Genomic DNA, 16,156 nt, shown 5'->3' with positions numbered 1-16,156 from the left:
GAACTACGTTTTCAGGACAGCCTCTTCCTATAAAATCATATGTTACACAAGTGTCTGTCCCATTGCCGCTGCAATTTCCTTTAACTTGTCGATAGCATAGCCTGTATATTTTGAAATCTTATCGACAGGTTCCTTTTCCTCGATCATCATCTGGGCCAGGGACATTTTTTCTTTTTCAACTCCCTGTTTCATTCCTTGTTCAATTCCCTGGTCTACAAGAGCTCTACTTAGATTACACATGTCTCTCACCTCACTCTCGAATTCTTCTGTCATGGCAATATCAAAATCTTCATGTAACCGCTTCTTTTTTTCTTCTGGCGTGGCGCCCATATATTATTTTCCCTAGCGGTAATTAACATTTCAAGTAATCCCTTTGGCTTGTTGTGTCCACCTTATAGGGTACATTATAAAAATCTTCATATTGTGAAAGATTAATAAGTTCTTTGAAAAATGGGCAAGCCCAAAACAGACCTGCCCATCAACAATATTATCCTACTTATTTCATTGCACACAAATTCTCATCAATCCATTTCTGGACATCTTTTTCGCTTACCTTAACCAGACGGGCGATCTTTTGGATATTCATGCCTTCTTCTGCCATAGAAAGAGCGGTTTCTTTTTTTGCCTTTAGCTCGCCACGTTTCTCTCCGCTTTCCATTCCTTCACTATAGATTTTCTCCATTTCATGGCACATAAGCTCAACCCCTTTCTGTGTCTCTTTCAATTCATACATTCGTTTTGCAAGAATCGGACTGTGCATCTCATCTGCCTTTTTACAGTGTAGATCATGCATCAGTCTTCCCAGTTCTGTATCATCCTGATTCCTGGAATTTACATATATGATATGTGCTTCATCTTGAAAAGCCTCTTCCAGTTCTTTGATCTGCCGGTCAATGTGGTAAATGGGAAGTCCATATCCAAGAATATCGTCCCTGGTAATAAAAATTACATAGCTTTCCGGCAGTTCCTCAAAATCCTGTCCAGGATTTAAGGTATTCATATCCATCAGTCCACTATGGTACCGGGCTCTTTTGGGGGAAGCTCCTTCATTATCCTGCTGGATTTCCACATCAAATTGTTTGCCTGTGGAATCCCTGGCAACGCAGTCCATTACTGCGGAGCGTCCCTGCAAATTTTTATAATCTTTTTGGATTATCTGATCAATCACGTGTAAATCTTGTTTCTCCATAATGACCTGCAGAACATATTCCAGACATTCTCTTTTCTTGAACACGTTTCGCATAAATATATCACTCATGAGTGTAAAATTCTTAATAATGCCTTTGTATTTTTCGTAGCGTGACTCTAAATCACTGTTTAATAGGGTGTTTTCATCAGCCATTTACAGCAATCACCTCCTGGCATTTTCGATTGATGAATGTGAAAGTACTTTTATCTGATTCTATCTTAACATTAATGGAATTCCTTTACAAGATACTTTTTATGATGAGTGAACAGGTGTAATAGAAAATACCAGCAATAGCCGTCTGGAAACCGAATTGTAACCATAAGAAGTATTATTAGACAACTGACAGATTGCATAAAAACCTGTTTTTTACAAAAATATCAAATTTTGTCATATAAAAGGGCATGATCCGAAAGTATGAAACAGAAAATTGATTGCAAAAGGTGGTCAAAAATGGCCTTTTGTCAAAGGCTTATTTTGTGTTATTGAATCCCTTTTAAGCTTAAATAACACAAAATAATACAAAATGATACAGATAAAAAGGTAGGAAATAACATCAAATAGAACTAAGTGATTTTTAAAAGGTAGTAGGTAAAAAAATCGTGTCCTAGACATCCGGGAAGCAAAATGCGACCCGGGTGGTCACCTCTTTTTTATCCTTCATTATGGAGTTGACTTCACCGTCAATGTAGCGGGCTGCTTTGTCAACACTAAGTAATATTTCGTCACTAAGTGCTAATTTTCTCATAGTTTCCCTTTCGTATTTTGTATATATCTTACAATAAAGACGGCAGAGTTTGCAAAACATAGATTGCTGCCATAGAATATCTGCCTGATTTAGAGCTTGTTGATAATCTGTAAAAACAAGCCCTATTTTTTAGCTCATTATGGGGCTAAAAAGTGGGTTTGGTCACTTTTTTAGTGAGAAACAGCTTCCTTATTTAGAAAATTGCAAAACTATTTCCCATATAATGATAGTAATGACCGTTAACAGTAGCTTTTATTATATAACAGGAGGTAAGGGAAGCGCAAGCTTTGTTTGCAAAATCGGCTTGAATATAGAATCATGTTGGAAATATTATAGAAAAAGAGTTTTTTTTATATTGCGATAGGATCAGAAGCCAACCTTGGTCACTTAATATGGAAGAAATTCAAGTGTTTTTAGCTCGGGCATACAATTATAAAGCAGTTTGGTCACAAAAATAGGGAAAGCCCTATTGAAAAACAGAGATTTTTTTGCCTGACATGGAAAGAAAAACAGTTTTGGTCACTCGATTTGTGTGTTGTATCTGCCTGCATCGGGGACGGATGACCTTTGCTGGTAATAAAATACGGCATAGCCGGGTAAGCTGACTATGCCAATATTTTCAAAAGTATGTTGTTCCTGTAAGATTCATAAGATCGTGCTTATCAATGGGAATCTCGCAGGCACCAAAGTTCATGGAAGTCTCATACCCTAAAAAATCTTCTAATTCGTCTATCTCTATGTCTGTTAAACGTATCTTTAGAAAGCTTCTCCATGGAAATGCAGGAAAAGAGCATTTGGACAGGATACGTTCATAAGGTTTCTTGATAAAATTCTCCTGCTGTTGTCTCCCACTCTGGCTCCAGATCAGATATCGGAATGGATTAAATTTCGCATCCTGTTCTTGTAGTGCATTTAGACGCTTTTCCTGATTTTTGATCTCGTTCATTATAATATCTGGCAGGTATACCGTTTTGGTATTTTCCATGGACAGTACGATGTTGGAACGGGGACCGTTGTAGTCTTTGTGAGTCCTCGGCAGATCAAGGCAATGATTATCAAGGTCGATATCATCAAAATGAATACGGACAATCTCTGCAATCTGCAGGCCGGCAGTGGCGGACAGGAGCATGGGAAGATAAAGCGTTGGGGCATTCCATTTGGAAATCTTCAGTAGCTGCAAAAGCTGCTGGAAAGAATAAGCTTCGGAAGTATCGTAAGAAACACTATCGTCCCAAATTCTCAGCCCACGGGATCTTATGGCATTGGCAGCAGCCGTACCATTGTCCTGTCCTGCACAGTATAATTCCATGGCATTCCGAAAGAAACTGGATACTGCATCACACAACATAGAATATTCTTCCATCGGAAAGTTTTGGGTATCAGGGATCTCGGTCTCTTTCAGGATCTTTATCAGTTCGTCTGTGGTTACATCATTTATGCGTTTATCGCCCAGGACGGGAATAATGTATTTTTTGTTTGGTGATATTTTGTCTGCACGGTCTTTCCGATATCATGAATCGGTGCCAAATGAGATACTGACACAATTTCTTCATCTGTAATCCTGTTTATGGGATGTAAGGTCAAGAGAGCTGTCTTTGGGGGCTGGATCCGGTATCTGACAGGTTTTTTTGCGGAGACGGGTAACTGCATTGTAAAAACAGCTGGGAGATATCCCATGCTCATTACACCATGCAGCATCTGTCAGGCCACTTTGTCTGCATTCGGTTATCAGTTCCATCAATTCGTCCAGGGAACGCCCTGGAGCACGTTTCTTACTCATAATGAAACCTCCAAATGTAGTAAATTTCTATCTCCTATCAAGCGGAGTGTAGTAAAAATCTATTTACTATCATTATGAGTTTAAAAACGTAGACAGTAAAGCTACCCAAGATCTAAGCGCTTACGGATATCGTGCTCAGATGAGCCGGAATTTGCACTCCAATTCATACTCTGTTGTTACAGAATTTTTTATGGATAAATTTTTACAGCAACTATCTGGTCAATATTTTATATGCAGCATACTTTTTTAGTTTGTAATACACAAATCCCCGGCATCTGTCATAATGATCGAATGCCAGGGATTATTAAAGTCAGCCTTTTACAGCACCCACCATAATTCCTTTTGAGAAATACTTCTGCATGAATGGATATAGCGCGAAGATTGGCAGAGAAGCAAGTACAGTAATAGTCATTCGGATTCCCTTCTGGGAAATGGCTGCCATAGCCTGCTCCGTTTAAGCTGGCAGCTTCTTTATTCTGTATTATTTAATTATCATTTTAATTTCAAAATTGAACTGTTCTGCATCAAGGCGGTACTGTTCTGACAACTCAGGCCCGCAACTGTTAGAACCAATTCCGTTTTGGACATAATCCAGGCACACGACCGTACTTCCACAAGGCTGTAATTCATAGCTATGTCTTTTGGTTGTCAGTTCCTCTTGAGTATATGGGGATACGTTAAAGGAAAATGTCCTTTCTCCTGCAGCTGCAAAAGTATTTTCCTGTCCTTTTAAGATAAGGTAGTCACAGTCGGTATGACTTCCATTTTCCTGTGGACGCAGGTAATCTTCATGCATTTCAAGTACATTAGCATCATATTTTCCATGACTGCCGGCTCTTCTCTTATCTACGTAACTTTCCTCAGGTCCTATTCCGTAATATTCTACGTTGTCAAAATCTCTGTTAAGGAATAAACGGATTCCAAATCTCGGAAGCATTGGAAATTCCAAATCCCTCTTTACATCCATTTTTACCTGGATTGCGCCATCCGAAGTAATAATCCATTCTGACTTCACATCAAGAATTTTTTGTACGGTAGGTGCAGAAACACTTAACGTTCCTAAGATGTGTAGTTTCCCATTTTTGGTAATGCAGGAAGTTTCATATGCTCTTGCATAGCTCTGGTCATAATGAGCATTCATCCATTCTAATTTGATTTTCCGGTCGTTGTCAGTTGGTGCTCTCCAGATATTTAATTCCATAGGACGAGTCAGAAGTTCTTTTCCCTTTACAGTAATGCTTTCAAATAATCCTGTCAGTCGGTTGAAGCGATAAGTATTTTCCTGCCCTACATGAATTGTAAAGTATCTGTCACACTCTTCCACAGTAAAACTATTATCAGTATTCATTTCAGCAAGAAGTTTAATGGCTTTCTGATTTCTTCCATCTATGTTCTTTAAAAGGATTTCATCAAATCCAAGAGACTCATCCGAATGTAAAATCTGAGTATTATTTTTCAAACAATAAGATACTTTTAGGTAACATTTTCCACTATCTGGTATTGAAACAGGAAGTTTGATTGTTTTTTCTTCATGAGCTGGTATACTTTCATCTAATTCAATTTGTCCTACACAGTCAACTTCTCCGTCAACGCTCACCTCATATATAAGAAAAATATAATCTTTAAGATCAACATAATTCATATAGTTATGAAGAACCATATCTCCAGTTTTCTGATCATAGTGAAGAACCCTTGCCGGTCTATATATATTTTTGTATTCTTTTAACCCAGTATGTGGTGTTCTGTCAGGATAAACCAGTCCATCCATACAGAAGTTTCCATCGTGAATTTCTTCGCCATGATCTCCTCCATAATAATAGATTCCCTTGCCATTTTCAGCCTGGCCTTTGTAAATAGCATGATCACACCACTCCCATACGAAACCTCCACAAAGACTGTCGTACTTCTGGATCAATTCAAAGTAATCCTCCAGGTCTCCAGGTCCATTTCCCATGGCGTGGCAATATTCTACCAGAAGTAGAGGCTTATCCGGATTCTTTTCCATGTATTCATCAATCTCAGAAAAAGCTGGGTACATTCTTCCAACTACATCAATATTAGAATAGTCATACTCACGGTCTGTACTCTGATAGAATGCACTCTCATAAGTCGTAAGACGGGTTGGGTCAAATTCTTTGGTCCATTTTAGGGATTCCTCAAAGGTACATCCATATCCACATTCATTACCCATAGACCACATTACAATACATGGGCGGTTTTTTTCTCTTTCCACACAAAGTCTGGTACGGTCCATGGTTGCAGGAATGAAATCCGGGTTATTTGCAATTCTTTTATTCCACTGCTCAACTACATTTTCCCACTCTGAATTTTTCAAGTACTGTGTCTGGGTTCCATGGCTCTCATTATCAGCTTCTGCGATCACAAATAAGCCATACTCATCACAAAGCTGATAGAAATAAGGAGAATTCGGGTAATGGCTGCTTCGGACTGCATTAAAGTTGTGCTGTTTCATCATGATCAGATCTTTTTTTATCTGCTCCATATTTACTGCGGAACCGGTTATCGGATCGGAGTCATGACGGTTTACACCTTTAAATTTTGCTTTTACATCATTAATATAGATTACGCTTCCCTCACAGTGGATTTCACGGATACCGATACGGTCTATGATCACCTCATTCTCGGAAAGGAAAAGCACCTGATACAGATATGGCTGTTCCGGATTCCAGAGTACAGGGGTTGTGATATCTAATACCGCTTTGTAAGCAAAATTTTCATCGTCACATTTCTTAAATGTACCTGTAGCCACCGTATTTCCCTCATGATTCCGGATTACAATTTTAGTATTTTCTGCTGCATTGCTCTCCCCAAGAAAATTCGCACGAATTTCAATTTCTGCACCATTTTCCCCTATAGATGTAGTGGTAAAATAATCATACAGTACACTTTCTGGTCGCTTTAACAGATATACATCACGGAAAATTCCTGTCATACGGAATTTGTCCTGGTCTTCTAAATAAGTTCCATCACACCATTTCAGGACAAGTACCGCTAAAGTGTTTGTTCCTTCTTTCAGATGATCGGTCACGTCAAATTCACTGGTTGCATGAGCCACCTGGCTGTAGCCTACATAGACACCATTGATCCATACATAGAAGCAGGAATCTACACCCTCAAAATTCAAGTATGCTTTTGGTGCTTTGGAATCTTTCTTATATTCAAACTGGTGTACGTACGCTCCGCAAGGATTCTCCTGTGGTACATATGGCGGATCAAGCGGAATTGGATAACGGACATTGGTATACTGATGGCTGTCATAGCCATAGTTCTGCCAGATTCCCGGAACTGGAATTTCGTCGAAGCCCTTAGTGTCATAACCTGCTTCGTAAAATTTTTCCTGAAGATCATAAATGCTCTTATAGAACTGGAATTTCCAGTTTCCATTTAAAAGCTCCATACGGTCAGATTTCTCTCTGTCATGTACAAGAGATCCCATATCCTTTGATGCAGGCATGTAGTATGCTCGATGGGGCATGGTGTTTTCATGTAACACATTCAGATTTTCGTAGTGTTTTGGTACAATCATATTTGCTCCTCCAATATTATATATTTTTCTGTTTTAACATCTGATATGATTATACCTGTTTTTTAAAAAATTTACATAAACTCTGTTCGACAAAACATGCACAAAATGATATAATTTAACAAGTAAAGACACAAAAATATACACTTTTTTATTAATTTTGAAATATGCACAATCTGTTCCGATTTACAAGGAGGTAATTTATATTGTACACAAACTCCGCTTACTGGCACCAGACACGCTTGGATTTTAAAGATAAAAAACATCCTATTTTTATAGGGAGCTGCGGTACTTACCGTCTGTATACAATAAAGAAGCTGCCAACGCACCGGCCGCGAGGTCGGCTTGATTACCAGCTTCTTTACGTTGCTTCTGGAAAAGCACATTTCTATTTTGATGGAAAAGAGGAAATTGTTTCTGCTGGAAACATGGTTTTGTACCGTCCAAAAGAAGAACAGCGCTACTACTATTATGGTGCCGACCATCCGGAAGTGTACTGGGTTCATTTTACTGGGAATAACGTCAAAAATATCCTCCGCAAATACGGCATTGTAGATGGCGTTCATGTGATTTATTCCGGGGTCTCCATGGAATACAAGCATCTGTACATGAACATGATTGAAGAACTGCAGCTGCGGAAAGATGACTATGAAGAGCTTCTTGTGTATTACTTTATGCAGCTTTTAATCCTTCTTCACCGCCAGATTCTTGTAAAACCACACAAGAAGAATCCGATGATCATGGATGACATGGCGCAGGCAGTTGATTATTTCCGAATGCATTACAATAAACAGATTAATATTGAAAAATATGCAGCTTCGAAAAATATTAGTGTTAGCTGGTTTATCCAGAACTTCAAACAATATACGAATACAACACCCGCCCAGTACATACAGAACCTGCGTCTTTCAAATGCGAAATCTCTGTTGGAAACCACAAACTACAATGTTACAGAAATTTCGAATCTGGTTGGATATGAAAATCCATTATATTTCAGCCGCTTTTTCCGGAAACAGTTTGGCGCTTCGCCGTCACAGTTTCGGAAACAACTGCGGCAAAATGAAGAGAATCAGATGACTGAACCAGAAAAGAAATGATCTGTATACGAAAGCCCAGGTTCAAAAACTGCCTGGGCTTTTAATTGATTTATTTTTATTACTAATATTCTACATACGCTCTCCCCTAGTCATATGTACTTCTTATTCTTCTATTTTAATATACTCCCACAAATGCCATCGCAGGTGCAACTCTGGAATCTTCAATTACGATTGCCAGACTATCTGTATGGATTCCCTTCAAATCGACGATTCTCTTATATCCGATAGTTGTTCCTTCATAGCATTTTTTTATGCTGCCGTTTTCTTCATAGCAGACATTAAATGCCTCAACTCTCTGGCTAAGCGGAATTGCTTCTTTCAGAACAAGATAATGTAGTTTTTTTCTTTCAATCCATTTAATCTTGATAACCAGTTTATTGGTTCCAGCCTCATTCAGAAAATAAGTCTCATAATCATCGGTTCTAAGAACTTCTGGGGACATCTCCCGGCAGTCAAGTGGTGGAATGGTTGTAATACCAGCTTCTTCCACTAAATTATTGGAAAAGCTTTCTTTGATAAAGCCACCTAACTGCTTCAGGTTCTGAATATCCGTTGGATGGATCTTTCCGTTTTTCATCGGAGGGATGTTTAACAGAAGTGTAGTATTTCCACCAACTGATTTTAAGTAAATATCCTTCAGATTCTCAAAAGAACGTACTTTATCATCCTCTTCTTCGTGATAGAACCAGCCCGGTCTGATGGAGACATCTGTCTCAGCCGGATACCAGGCAAGTCGTTCTTCCTTCGCAAGACGTTCCCTGCTTCCCAGATCAGACTGTGTTTCATCCAATGGTCTTTCACGGAACTCTTCATTATCCTCCTGCTGGCTTAACTCTGCGGTCAGAGCCGGATCTTTCATATCTGCTGCTACCACGCTCCATTCACTTGGGCGTACCTCACCAGCTTCATTTCCACACCAACGGATATCAGGACCAGAAATAGAGATCACAGCATTTGGCTGTAGCTTGCGAACTACCTGGTAGTATCTTTGCCAGTTATATTTCTGTACCTTTCCGTTTGCGCCTTCCCCACAGGCACCGTCCAACCATACTACAAAAATATCACCATACTCTGTCAGAAGCTCTGTAAGCTGATTCACATAATAGTCATCATACTCTTTTCCTTTTCCATAGGATTCATTGTTTCTGTCCCAAGGAGAAAGATAAACACCAAACTTCAGGCCATATTCTTTGCAAGCCTCCATTGTTTCTCTTACAATATCACCCTTTCCATTTTTATATGGAGAGTTTTTGATACTGTGTTCGGTGTATTTTGATGGCCACAGGCAGAATCCGTCGTGATGTTTGCAGGTAAGAATCAGTCCCTTCATACCGCCCTCTGCGGCTGTTTTCGCCCACTGTTTTGCATCCAGCTCTGTCGGATTAAAAATAGATTCCGGCTCTGTTCCATCGCCCCATTCTCTTCCGGTAAAGGTATTTACTGTAAAATGAATGAAACAGAAAAATTCCATACTTTCATATGCAATCTGTCTTGCGGTCGGTACTGCTTCAATTAATCTTTTGTCTTCTTTTAAGCCGCTATAGTTCATAATCATCCTCTAGACATTTTTATTGTTACATCCCATTGCTATATTTCGTTATCTTAATGATTATTTTGCTTTCAGCATTTTACTGTTCTTTAATTTTTCATTTGCCTTTTCTACATTCATCTGTGACATAATAAAAGTAATGATTACACAAATCACAACTGGAATCCACAGATACATAGTATGAAGCATGCTAAGGCAGGAATCCGGCTGTACAGCAAGTGAACTGTTAAAGTGGCTGAATTCCAGAAGCCAGCCTGTAATCGCAGTTCCAAGTCCTCCTCCAAGTTTCACACCAAGGGAAGTACAGGAATACATGGTTCCGTCTACACGTTTATGCTTTGTCAGATAAGTATACTCTGAACAGTTAGCAATCACCGCATTCATATCACCCTGCCATGGTCCCATACCAAATGCAGCAACGGCTGTAAAGGCAATCATAAGCGGTACGCTTCCCATATAAGCAGCAACTACTACAAGGGCACGTCCAATGGTTCCAATGGTATATCCAACCAGATTCAGCTTATATAACCCTTTCCATTTTGCTACTAAAGATGGTGTAATAACCAGTGCAATGATTAACGGGATATTGATTACCCAGGAAAATACCGGGAACAGATCCTCGTTTTTCAATACATACATCATGTAATAAATACCCATACTGAGCATTGCGGAATAAATCTGCTGCAGAATGTAGGTTACGCAGATCATAATATAAAATCTGTTGGAAAATAACAGTTTTGCAGCTTCAATAAGGCTATATTTTTCATCTACTGCGCTTGATGCATCTTCGTTTAAGACTTCTTCTGGAAGCTCTTTTACAGATAATGCAGAAACTGTATTTATAATAAGTCCAATGATGGCATAAATGATTGCTACAATTCTCCATCCAGCAGCTCCCCCTCCCATAATCTCAACAAACTTGATAGTAACAGACTGGATCAAAAGACTGGTAGAAAATGCAAAGATAAAACGGTAAGATCCCATTTCTACACGTTCTTTGCTGTTTTTGGTAATCAGAGCTGTAAGAGCTGAATATGCAATGTTATTTGCTGTATAGAACACTGCATTTAACAGGGAATATGCAATAAAGAACCATGCATACTGCGCTGTCTGTCCAAGACTTTCCGGAATTGCAAATACACCGATCAAAGTAACTGCACAGCCGATATAACCATACAGCATCCAAGGTTTTGCTTTTCCCATTTTTGTTTTTGTCTTATCAATCATAGAGCCGAAGAAAATATCGGTCACTCCATCAAACAGTTTTGATACTGCAATCAATGTTCCTACAATACCCGGGTTCAATCCAACAGTATTGGTCAGATAGAGCATTACGAAGGTGGAAAGGAATGCATATACCACATTTCCAGCCACATCTCCGGAACCGTATCCGACTTTGTTGTACCATTTCAAATATCTTTTTTCTTCCATGTTTTCCTTCTCTTTCTCCTGTTTTTTCAGGTTTATTTTCGTACTTCCTTAATCCGAATATAATTATATCTTTATCTTTCCCAAAATTACATAAACAACATTTAACAAAACATGCACAAAATTGTAGAATTTTAAAAAATAGAATATTTCAGGATAAAAAATGCGTTCATTTATAACATAAGGTCAATTATTCAAAAAAATAAGAGGGCTGCATCTTACAGCTCTCTTATTTTAAATATACATCCTATTCTTCATATCCCTGCGGATTATTAGACTGCCATCTCCAGGAATCTTCACACATCTCACGGATACCGTTCTCTGCTTTCCAGCCAAGCTCTTTTTCTGCCTTAGATGCATCACAATAACAAGTTGCAATATCTCCGGCTCGGCGAGGTTTGATCACATATGGAATTTTCACACCAGTTGCCGCTTCAAAATTCTTTACAATATCAAGAACACTATAGCCCTTTCCGGTTCCCAGATTGTAAATCGCAAGCCCAGGATTTTCCCCGATTTTCTTAAGCGCTTTTACATGCCCCTTTGCCAGATCCACAACATGAATATAGTCTCTTACACCAGTTCCATCCGGAGTATCATAATCATTTCCAAATACACCAAGTTCCTTCAGCTTACCAACTGCTACCTGTGTAATATATGGCATAAGGTTATTGGGAATGCCATTTGGGTTCTCTCCAATTGTTCCACTCTTATGTGCGCCAATTGGATTAAAGTAACGAAGAAGCATAACATTCCATTCTGGATCTGCTTTCTGGATATCGGTAAGCACTTGTTCCAGCATGGATTTTGTCCAGCCATACGGATTCGTACACTGTCCCTTTGGGCATTCTTCTGTAATCGGAATCTGCGCCGGATCTCCATATACAGTTGCTGAAGAAGAGAAAATAATATTTTTCACATTATGTTTTCTCATTACATCAACCAGAGTTAAAGTGCCTGCTATGTTATTTTCATAATACTCCCAGGGCTTAACCACAGATTCTCCAACTGCCTTCAAACCTGCAAAATGGATACAGGACTCAATAGTTTCCTTATCAAAAATATCATTTAAAGCATCTCTGTCCAGAATATCTGCCTTATAAAACTTCACTGGTTTTCCTGTGATTTTTGATACTCTGTCCAGTGCTTTTTCACTTGCATTGCTTAAATTGTCCAGTACCACAACATCATATCCTGCATTCTGAAGCTCCACTACCGTGTGGCTTCCAATATAACCAGCACCACCTGTAACTAAAATTGCCATAATGATTCCTCCTGAACGGTTTTTTCTTTTATTATAGTCTGATTTTTGTAAAAACATATGGACAAAGTTTTAGAAAATATGGAGAAAATGCCACGATTTCTTGTCTGTTTTCTTAATTGCAAAAACTTATATTTTTATATATTTTTTTCTTGCTTTTTCCAATAATATGCTATATACTGCCCCATGTAAAGTAATGCAGAGTAAATTCATGAGCGTAAAGTGCCTTCCGGATGGAGAGTTGCCGGAGGACGAAAAGAGAAATCTTGCGGTTCGTGGATTGCTTCTCGCTGCAACAGAAGATAAATATGAATCCATAAATTATCTCCTATTGTGAGCGAAAAAAGAAAAGGAGGTAATTTTTTTATGGAGAAAACAAAGAACATGTTTCTCACCTCAGCCAAAGAGCTGAAAACCACTTCTACCCTGGCAGTCTGTGCAATGCTTGCTGCCCTGGCACTGATTTTAAATTCAGTTGCTTCTATCAATATCGGTCCCTATGTAAAAATTGGATTTTCCGGTATTCCAAACCAGATTGCTGATTATCTGTTTGGACCCATTACCGGATGTTTGTTTGCCGGTGTGCTGGATACTGTGAAATTCTTTATCCGCCCTGATGGTCCATTTTTCTTTGGGTTCACCTTTAACGCAATGCTCGCGGCATTTATTTATGGATGTTTTTACTACAAACATAAGCTCACTTTCCGTCGCGTGCTGATTGCAAAACTGGTTGTCGTTCTGATTGTAAATGTTCTGTTAAATACCTTATGGCTGGACATGCTATACGGAAAAGGATTCCTTGCAATCCTCCCAATGCGTACTGTAAAGAACCTGATCATGTGGCCAATCGATTCCTTTATCTTCTTTACCATCACAAGATTGATTGAGCAGACAGGAATTTTTAATCTTTTTAGAAAACCGGCTGCCAACTGATTACATATATTTGAAAATATAAAAACTTTGCGATATCAAATAAAAAACGCGAATATTCCAGTACTAAATAAGCCACTGATATTCGCGTTTCTTATTATCCTAACCACTTAAAAGAAGGATAGTATCTTACAACAGCTTTCCCCACAATCTGGTCAAATCGCACGAATTTGTTTTTCCATGAACGTGAATCTCTTTTCATTCTCCCAATTAGACACAGTCTGTCTGGTAACATGAAATATTTTTCCAAATTCCTCCTGAGTCAGCGCCTTTTCTTTTCGTATTTTTAATATCTGCGTTCCAATGTTCATATTTGCTCTGCTCCTGTTCTTCCAATCGGTTTTGCTTCTCACTTGGATTATATAAAAAATTCTGCCTAATGAAAAGCAATTTACCTTTTACAGTGGAAAAAACAGGTATGCAAAGCTTCTTTGACATGGTATTTTTTAAGAAGATTCACGTTTCTCTACTTAATCTGAATCCTTATTTTTTCACCGACAGGTGTCCAGTCAGATTCTGCAGTGATTTCACCTGTAGTTCCATCATATGCGCTTTCTTCGGTTCCATAATCTTCATCCGTTTTATTTGCTGCGTCGGTATTTTCTTTCTGGTCTGTATCGTCTTGAAGCCTTACTTCTGTGGGAGCTACTGCCCCTCCGATAATTTGAGTTTCAATCGGCTCCTCTGCATCTGACGGATTTTCTCCCTCCAAAGTATCCTCTGGAACTTCTTCCACTTCTTCTGTAGTCTCACCAATTTCTACAAAATCGTCATCAACCCAGATAGTGTCTGCAGCAGCCATATAAGGCTCTCTGGTATAAAGCTGTAATTCCAGATAATCGCTGTCAATATCCGGGAGTAAAAGAACCGGACCGTCAGAATCCAGCTGATACATGCCCCAGAAACTGGTTTTAAAACTCCATTGAGATTTACCATCTGCTGAATTACTGCGCAGTTCATACTGTACCTGATTTCCTTTACTGTCTGTCCCCATAAGCATCATCTCATTACCTTTATACAGCTTTTCCTCAAGTTCTTCCGGAATTTCTGCCGCAATTATACTTTGCAGTTTATTCATGGAAAAGTCTGTTAATTTCACGGTTCCTTCTTCTGTTTTAATAGAAATATCTTCTAGCTTTTTATGAACTGTCTGTTTCATAAGCTCCGCATGAGGAATAGAAAAATCAAACTCAAATTCTGCAAAATAATCTTCGCCAAGATTTTCATTTTGATAAGCACCAAGTACCAAATGTACTTCCGGATTTTCTCCCAAATCCTCATCAAGGGAAAAGCGGGATTCCAGAACAGCATCATAGACATTTTCATCCAGTCCGGTATTTAGTAAATCCTCATCCGAATACGGCAGATAGTGTCCGCTTTCGTATTCTTCAATTTTCTGTCCATTTATTGTAGTTTTCTGATAATCAATGTTAAGCTGTGTATTGGCAAAGGTCCAGGCATCCTGGACATCATCCGTGCCCTTTTGCCCGGAAGATGTTTTTTCTGCATGCACCTTTGTTAACAGAACCCCATTATCCAGAACCACTTCTTTTAATGTTACAGTAATTCCTTTGTCTTCCTTAGAGGTATTCAACACTTCCGTATAAGATTCAATGCTTTTGGGGAAACCAAGGGTTTCTCCTATGGACAATGTAATATTTTTTATTGAAGCCTGGATATGCGGATTAGAAAAGATAACAGAACCCAAGGTGACAATCACACAGGCAGCTGCTGCTTTGCTCCACCATTTTGGTCTCCAGTTTTCCTTTTTGTCACTCCATTCCCGCTCTGCTTCCTCTATATATTTCGGATCAATATTACCAAATTCTTTTGAAAAATCAAACTTTTTCATATGCGTCCTCCTTCTTTTTCCAACAGTTTCAACAGCTTTTTCCGGTTTCTGTATAAATTCATTTTCACGCTTCCCACTGACATATGATGCCTTTTGGATATTGCAGAAACAGGATCCAAAAACCAGTATCTTCGTACAAAAATATATCTGTCCTTTGGAGACATCTCTTCCAAAAAACGATTTATGGTTTCCATCAGTTCTTTTTCTGCCAGCTGTTCTTCCACGGTATAAGTTACATTTAGCTGCTCCATTTCATCCATAACATCTGCCATATGAACATCCGGGCGCTTGCCTGCAAACTTTTTTCTTATACGGTCAATACTAAGATTTCTTGTAATCCGACCGCAAAAGTGTGCCAATACAGGAGGATGCGTAGGAGGAATCTGTGACCATACTGAAAACCAGGTATCATTCAGACATTCCTCGGCATCTTCTCTATTCGCTAATAAATTCCAGGCAATCTTGTAGCAATAGGGATGATACTTAGTACTCAATTCTATAATTCCATTCTCATCTCTTTTCAAAAACAGATTTATAATTTCATCATCATTCATTTACAGGTTGTCCTCCGGGTTTCTTTAAGATAAAAGTCACTGTCCATAATCTGACCAGCAACAGATAAGGCGCCTTTTTGAATAAAAATATTTCCATTCATATTATATATCGTAAAAAATAGTGGATGGTAACAGAAAAATATAACTTTTTTCAATTGAGAACCAAATTACAATTTTGGTTTTTAGTAGATTAACTTTTGGGGGTAAAAATAAATAATGAAAAGCAG

Annotated in this window: 14 protein-coding genes and 1 riboswitch; of the genes, 2 read left to right on the top strand and 12 right to left on the bottom strand. The window is 38.7% G+C overall.

Going from position 1 to position 16,156, the window contains the following annotated elements; genetic code table 11:
* Nucleotides 1-42: 42 nt before the first annotated feature.
* The 6 genes from AB5642_RS06845 to AB5642_RS06820 all read right to left on the bottom strand — a co-directional run bounded on the left by AB5642_RS06845 (nt 43) and on the right by AB5642_RS06820 (nt 7,261).
* The gene (locus AB5642_RS06845) at nt 43-330 is read right to left on the bottom strand and encodes a hypothetical protein (protein ID WP_173719102.1); all 288 of its coding nucleotides are present in this window, start codon (nt 328-330) and stop codon (nt 43-45) included.
* Between the two features lie 166 nt (nt 331-496).
* Nucleotides 497-1,342, bottom strand: coding sequence for an Rpn family recombination-promoting nuclease/putative transposase (locus AB5642_RS06840; protein WP_368371507.1), 846 nt, complete (start codon nt 1,340-1,342; stop codon nt 497-499).
* A gap of 1,211 nt (nt 1,343-2,553) precedes the next feature.
* Nucleotides 2,554-3,282, bottom strand: a complete 729-nt coding sequence (locus tag AB5642_RS06835) for a site-specific integrase (protein WP_173717389.1) — start codon at nt 3,280-3,282, stop codon at nt 2,554-2,556.
* Between the two features lie 201 nt (nt 3,283-3,483).
* The gene (locus tag AB5642_RS06830) at nt 3,484-3,714 is read right to left on the bottom strand and encodes a hypothetical protein (RefSeq protein WP_330382810.1); all 231 of its coding nucleotides are present in this window, start codon (nt 3,712-3,714) and stop codon (nt 3,484-3,486) included.
* Between the two features lie 310 nt (nt 3,715-4,024).
* On the bottom strand, nt 4,025-4,156 hold the full coding sequence (locus tag AB5642_RS06825) for a hypothetical protein (RefSeq protein WP_255610632.1): 132 nt from the start codon (nt 4,154-4,156) through the stop codon (nt 4,025-4,027).
* Nucleotides 4,157-4,195: 39 nt separating this feature from the next.
* Entirely contained in the window at nt 4,196-7,261 is a 3,066-nt protein-coding gene (locus AB5642_RS06820) for a glycoside hydrolase family 2 TIM barrel-domain containing protein (protein ID WP_173719505.1), read from the bottom strand.
* A 203-nt stretch (nt 7,262-7,464) separates the two neighbouring features.
* On the opposite strand from AB5642_RS06820, the gene AB5642_RS06815 reads away from it, so the two are divergent.
* Nucleotides 7,465-8,355 (top strand): AraC family transcriptional regulator, encoded by an 891-nt coding sequence (locus AB5642_RS06815; RefSeq protein WP_173717388.1) that lies wholly within the window; start codon nt 7,465-7,467, stop codon nt 8,353-8,355.
* A gap of 115 nt (nt 8,356-8,470) precedes the next feature.
* Here the strand turns inward: AB5642_RS06815 and AB5642_RS06810 are convergent, their stop codons facing one another.
* The 3 genes from AB5642_RS06810 to galE form a co-directional block, all read right to left on the bottom strand.
* Nucleotides 8,471-9,904 (bottom strand): alpha-L-fucosidase, encoded by a 1,434-nt coding sequence (locus AB5642_RS06810; protein WP_173719504.1) that lies wholly within the window; start codon nt 9,902-9,904, stop codon nt 8,471-8,473.
* A 60-nt stretch (nt 9,905-9,964) separates the two neighbouring features.
* Nucleotides 9,965-11,335, bottom strand: a complete 1,371-nt coding sequence (locus AB5642_RS06805) for an MFS transporter (protein WP_173719503.1) — start codon at nt 11,333-11,335, stop codon at nt 9,965-9,967.
* Nucleotides 11,336-11,579: 244 nt separating this feature from the next.
* Nucleotides 11,580-12,596 carry a UDP-glucose 4-epimerase GalE gene (galE, locus tag AB5642_RS06800; protein WP_173719502.1) on the bottom strand — a complete coding sequence of 339 codons (1,017 nt, stop codon included), beginning with the start codon at nt 12,594-12,596 and terminating at the stop codon, nt 11,580-11,582.
* A 194-nt stretch (nt 12,597-12,790) separates the two neighbouring features.
* Nucleotides 12,791-12,888: riboswitch (THF riboswitch) on the top strand.
* A gap of 71 nt (nt 12,889-12,959) precedes the next feature.
* Between galE and AB5642_RS06795 the strand changes: the two genes are divergently transcribed.
* Nucleotides 12,960-13,526, top strand: a complete 567-nt coding sequence (locus tag AB5642_RS06795) for a folate family ECF transporter S component (protein WP_173719501.1) — start codon at nt 12,960-12,962, stop codon at nt 13,524-13,526.
* Between the two features lie 152 nt (nt 13,527-13,678).
* On the opposite strand, the gene AB5642_RS06790 is transcribed toward AB5642_RS06795, so the two are convergent.
* The 3 genes from AB5642_RS06790 to AB5642_RS06780 all read right to left on the bottom strand — a co-directional run bounded on the left by AB5642_RS06790 (nt 13,679) and on the right by AB5642_RS06780 (nt 15,929).
* The gene (locus AB5642_RS06790; RefSeq protein ID WP_173719500.1) at nt 13,679-13,834 is read right to left on the bottom strand and encodes a helix-turn-helix transcriptional regulator; all 156 of its coding nucleotides are present in this window, start codon (nt 13,832-13,834) and stop codon (nt 13,679-13,681) included.
* Between the two features lie 155 nt (nt 13,835-13,989).
* Entirely contained in the window at nt 13,990-15,375 is a 1,386-nt protein-coding gene (locus AB5642_RS06785) for a DUF4179 domain-containing protein (protein WP_173719499.1), read from the bottom strand.
* A complete protein-coding gene (locus tag AB5642_RS06780) occupies nt 15,372-15,929 on the bottom strand; it encodes an RNA polymerase sigma factor (protein ID WP_173717383.1) in 558 nt (185 codons plus the stop codon). Before AB5642_RS06780 ends, AB5642_RS06785 begins: the two co-directional genes overlap by 4 nt.
* Between the last annotated feature and the right edge of the window lie 227 nt (nt 15,930-16,156).

Origin of the sequence: Ruminococcus sp. 1001136sp1_2201st1_G3_2201SCRN_220225 (assembly GCF_040924365.1) — a bacterium.
Lineage (GTDB): Bacteria > Bacillota > Clostridia > Lachnospirales > Lachnospiraceae > Blautia_A > Blautia_A faecis.
The sequence above is the reverse complement of the archived record's forward strand: the minus strand, read 5'-3'. Positions and strand labels throughout refer to the sequence as shown.

Bases quoted from the DNA above. Each gene is read 5' to 3' on its own strand.
- AB5642_RS06780 (WP_173717383.1), bottom strand. From the start codon at position 15,929: ATGAATGATGATGAAATTATAAATCTGTTTTTGAAAAGAGATGAGAAT.
- AB5642_RS06805 (WP_173719503.1), bottom strand. From the start codon at position 11,335: ATGGAAGAAAAAAGATATTTGAAATGGTACAACAAAGTCGGATACGGT.
- AB5642_RS06795 (WP_173719501.1), top strand. From the start codon at position 12,960: ATGGAGAAAACAAAGAACATGTTTCTCACCTCAGCCAAAGAGCTGAAA.
- AB5642_RS06810 (WP_173719504.1), bottom strand. From the start codon at position 9,904: ATGAACTATAGCGGCTTAAAAGAAGACAAAAGATTAATTGAAGCAGTA.
- galE (WP_173719502.1), bottom strand. From the start codon at position 12,596: ATGGCAATTTTAGTTACAGGTGGTGCTGGTTATATTGGAAGCCACACG.
- AB5642_RS06845 (WP_173719102.1), bottom strand. From the start codon at position 330: ATGGGCGCCACGCCAGAAGAAAAAAAGAAGCGGTTACATGAAGATTTT.
- AB5642_RS06825 (WP_255610632.1), bottom strand. From the start codon at position 4,156: ATGGCAGCCATTTCCCAGAAGGGAATCCGAATGACTATTACTGTACTT.
- AB5642_RS06785 (WP_173719499.1), bottom strand. From the start codon at position 15,375: ATGAAAAAGTTTGATTTTTCAAAAGAATTTGGTAATATTGATCCGAAA.
- AB5642_RS06835 (WP_173717389.1), bottom strand. From the start codon at position 3,282: ATGTTGTGTGATGCAGTATCCAGTTTCTTTCGGAATGCCATGGAATTA.
- AB5642_RS06790 (WP_173719500.1), bottom strand. From the start codon at position 13,834: ATGAACATTGGAACGCAGATATTAAAAATACGAAAAGAAAAGGCGCTG.
- AB5642_RS06830 (WP_330382810.1), bottom strand. From the start codon at position 3,714: ATGAGTAAGAAACGTGCTCCAGGGCGTTCCCTGGACGAATTGATGGAA.
- AB5642_RS06820 (WP_173719505.1), bottom strand. From the start codon at position 7,261: ATGATTGTACCAAAACACTACGAAAATCTGAATGTGTTACATGAAAAC.
- AB5642_RS06840 (WP_368371507.1), bottom strand. From the start codon at position 1,342: ATGGCTGATGAAAACACCCTATTAAACAGTGATTTAGAGTCACGCTAC.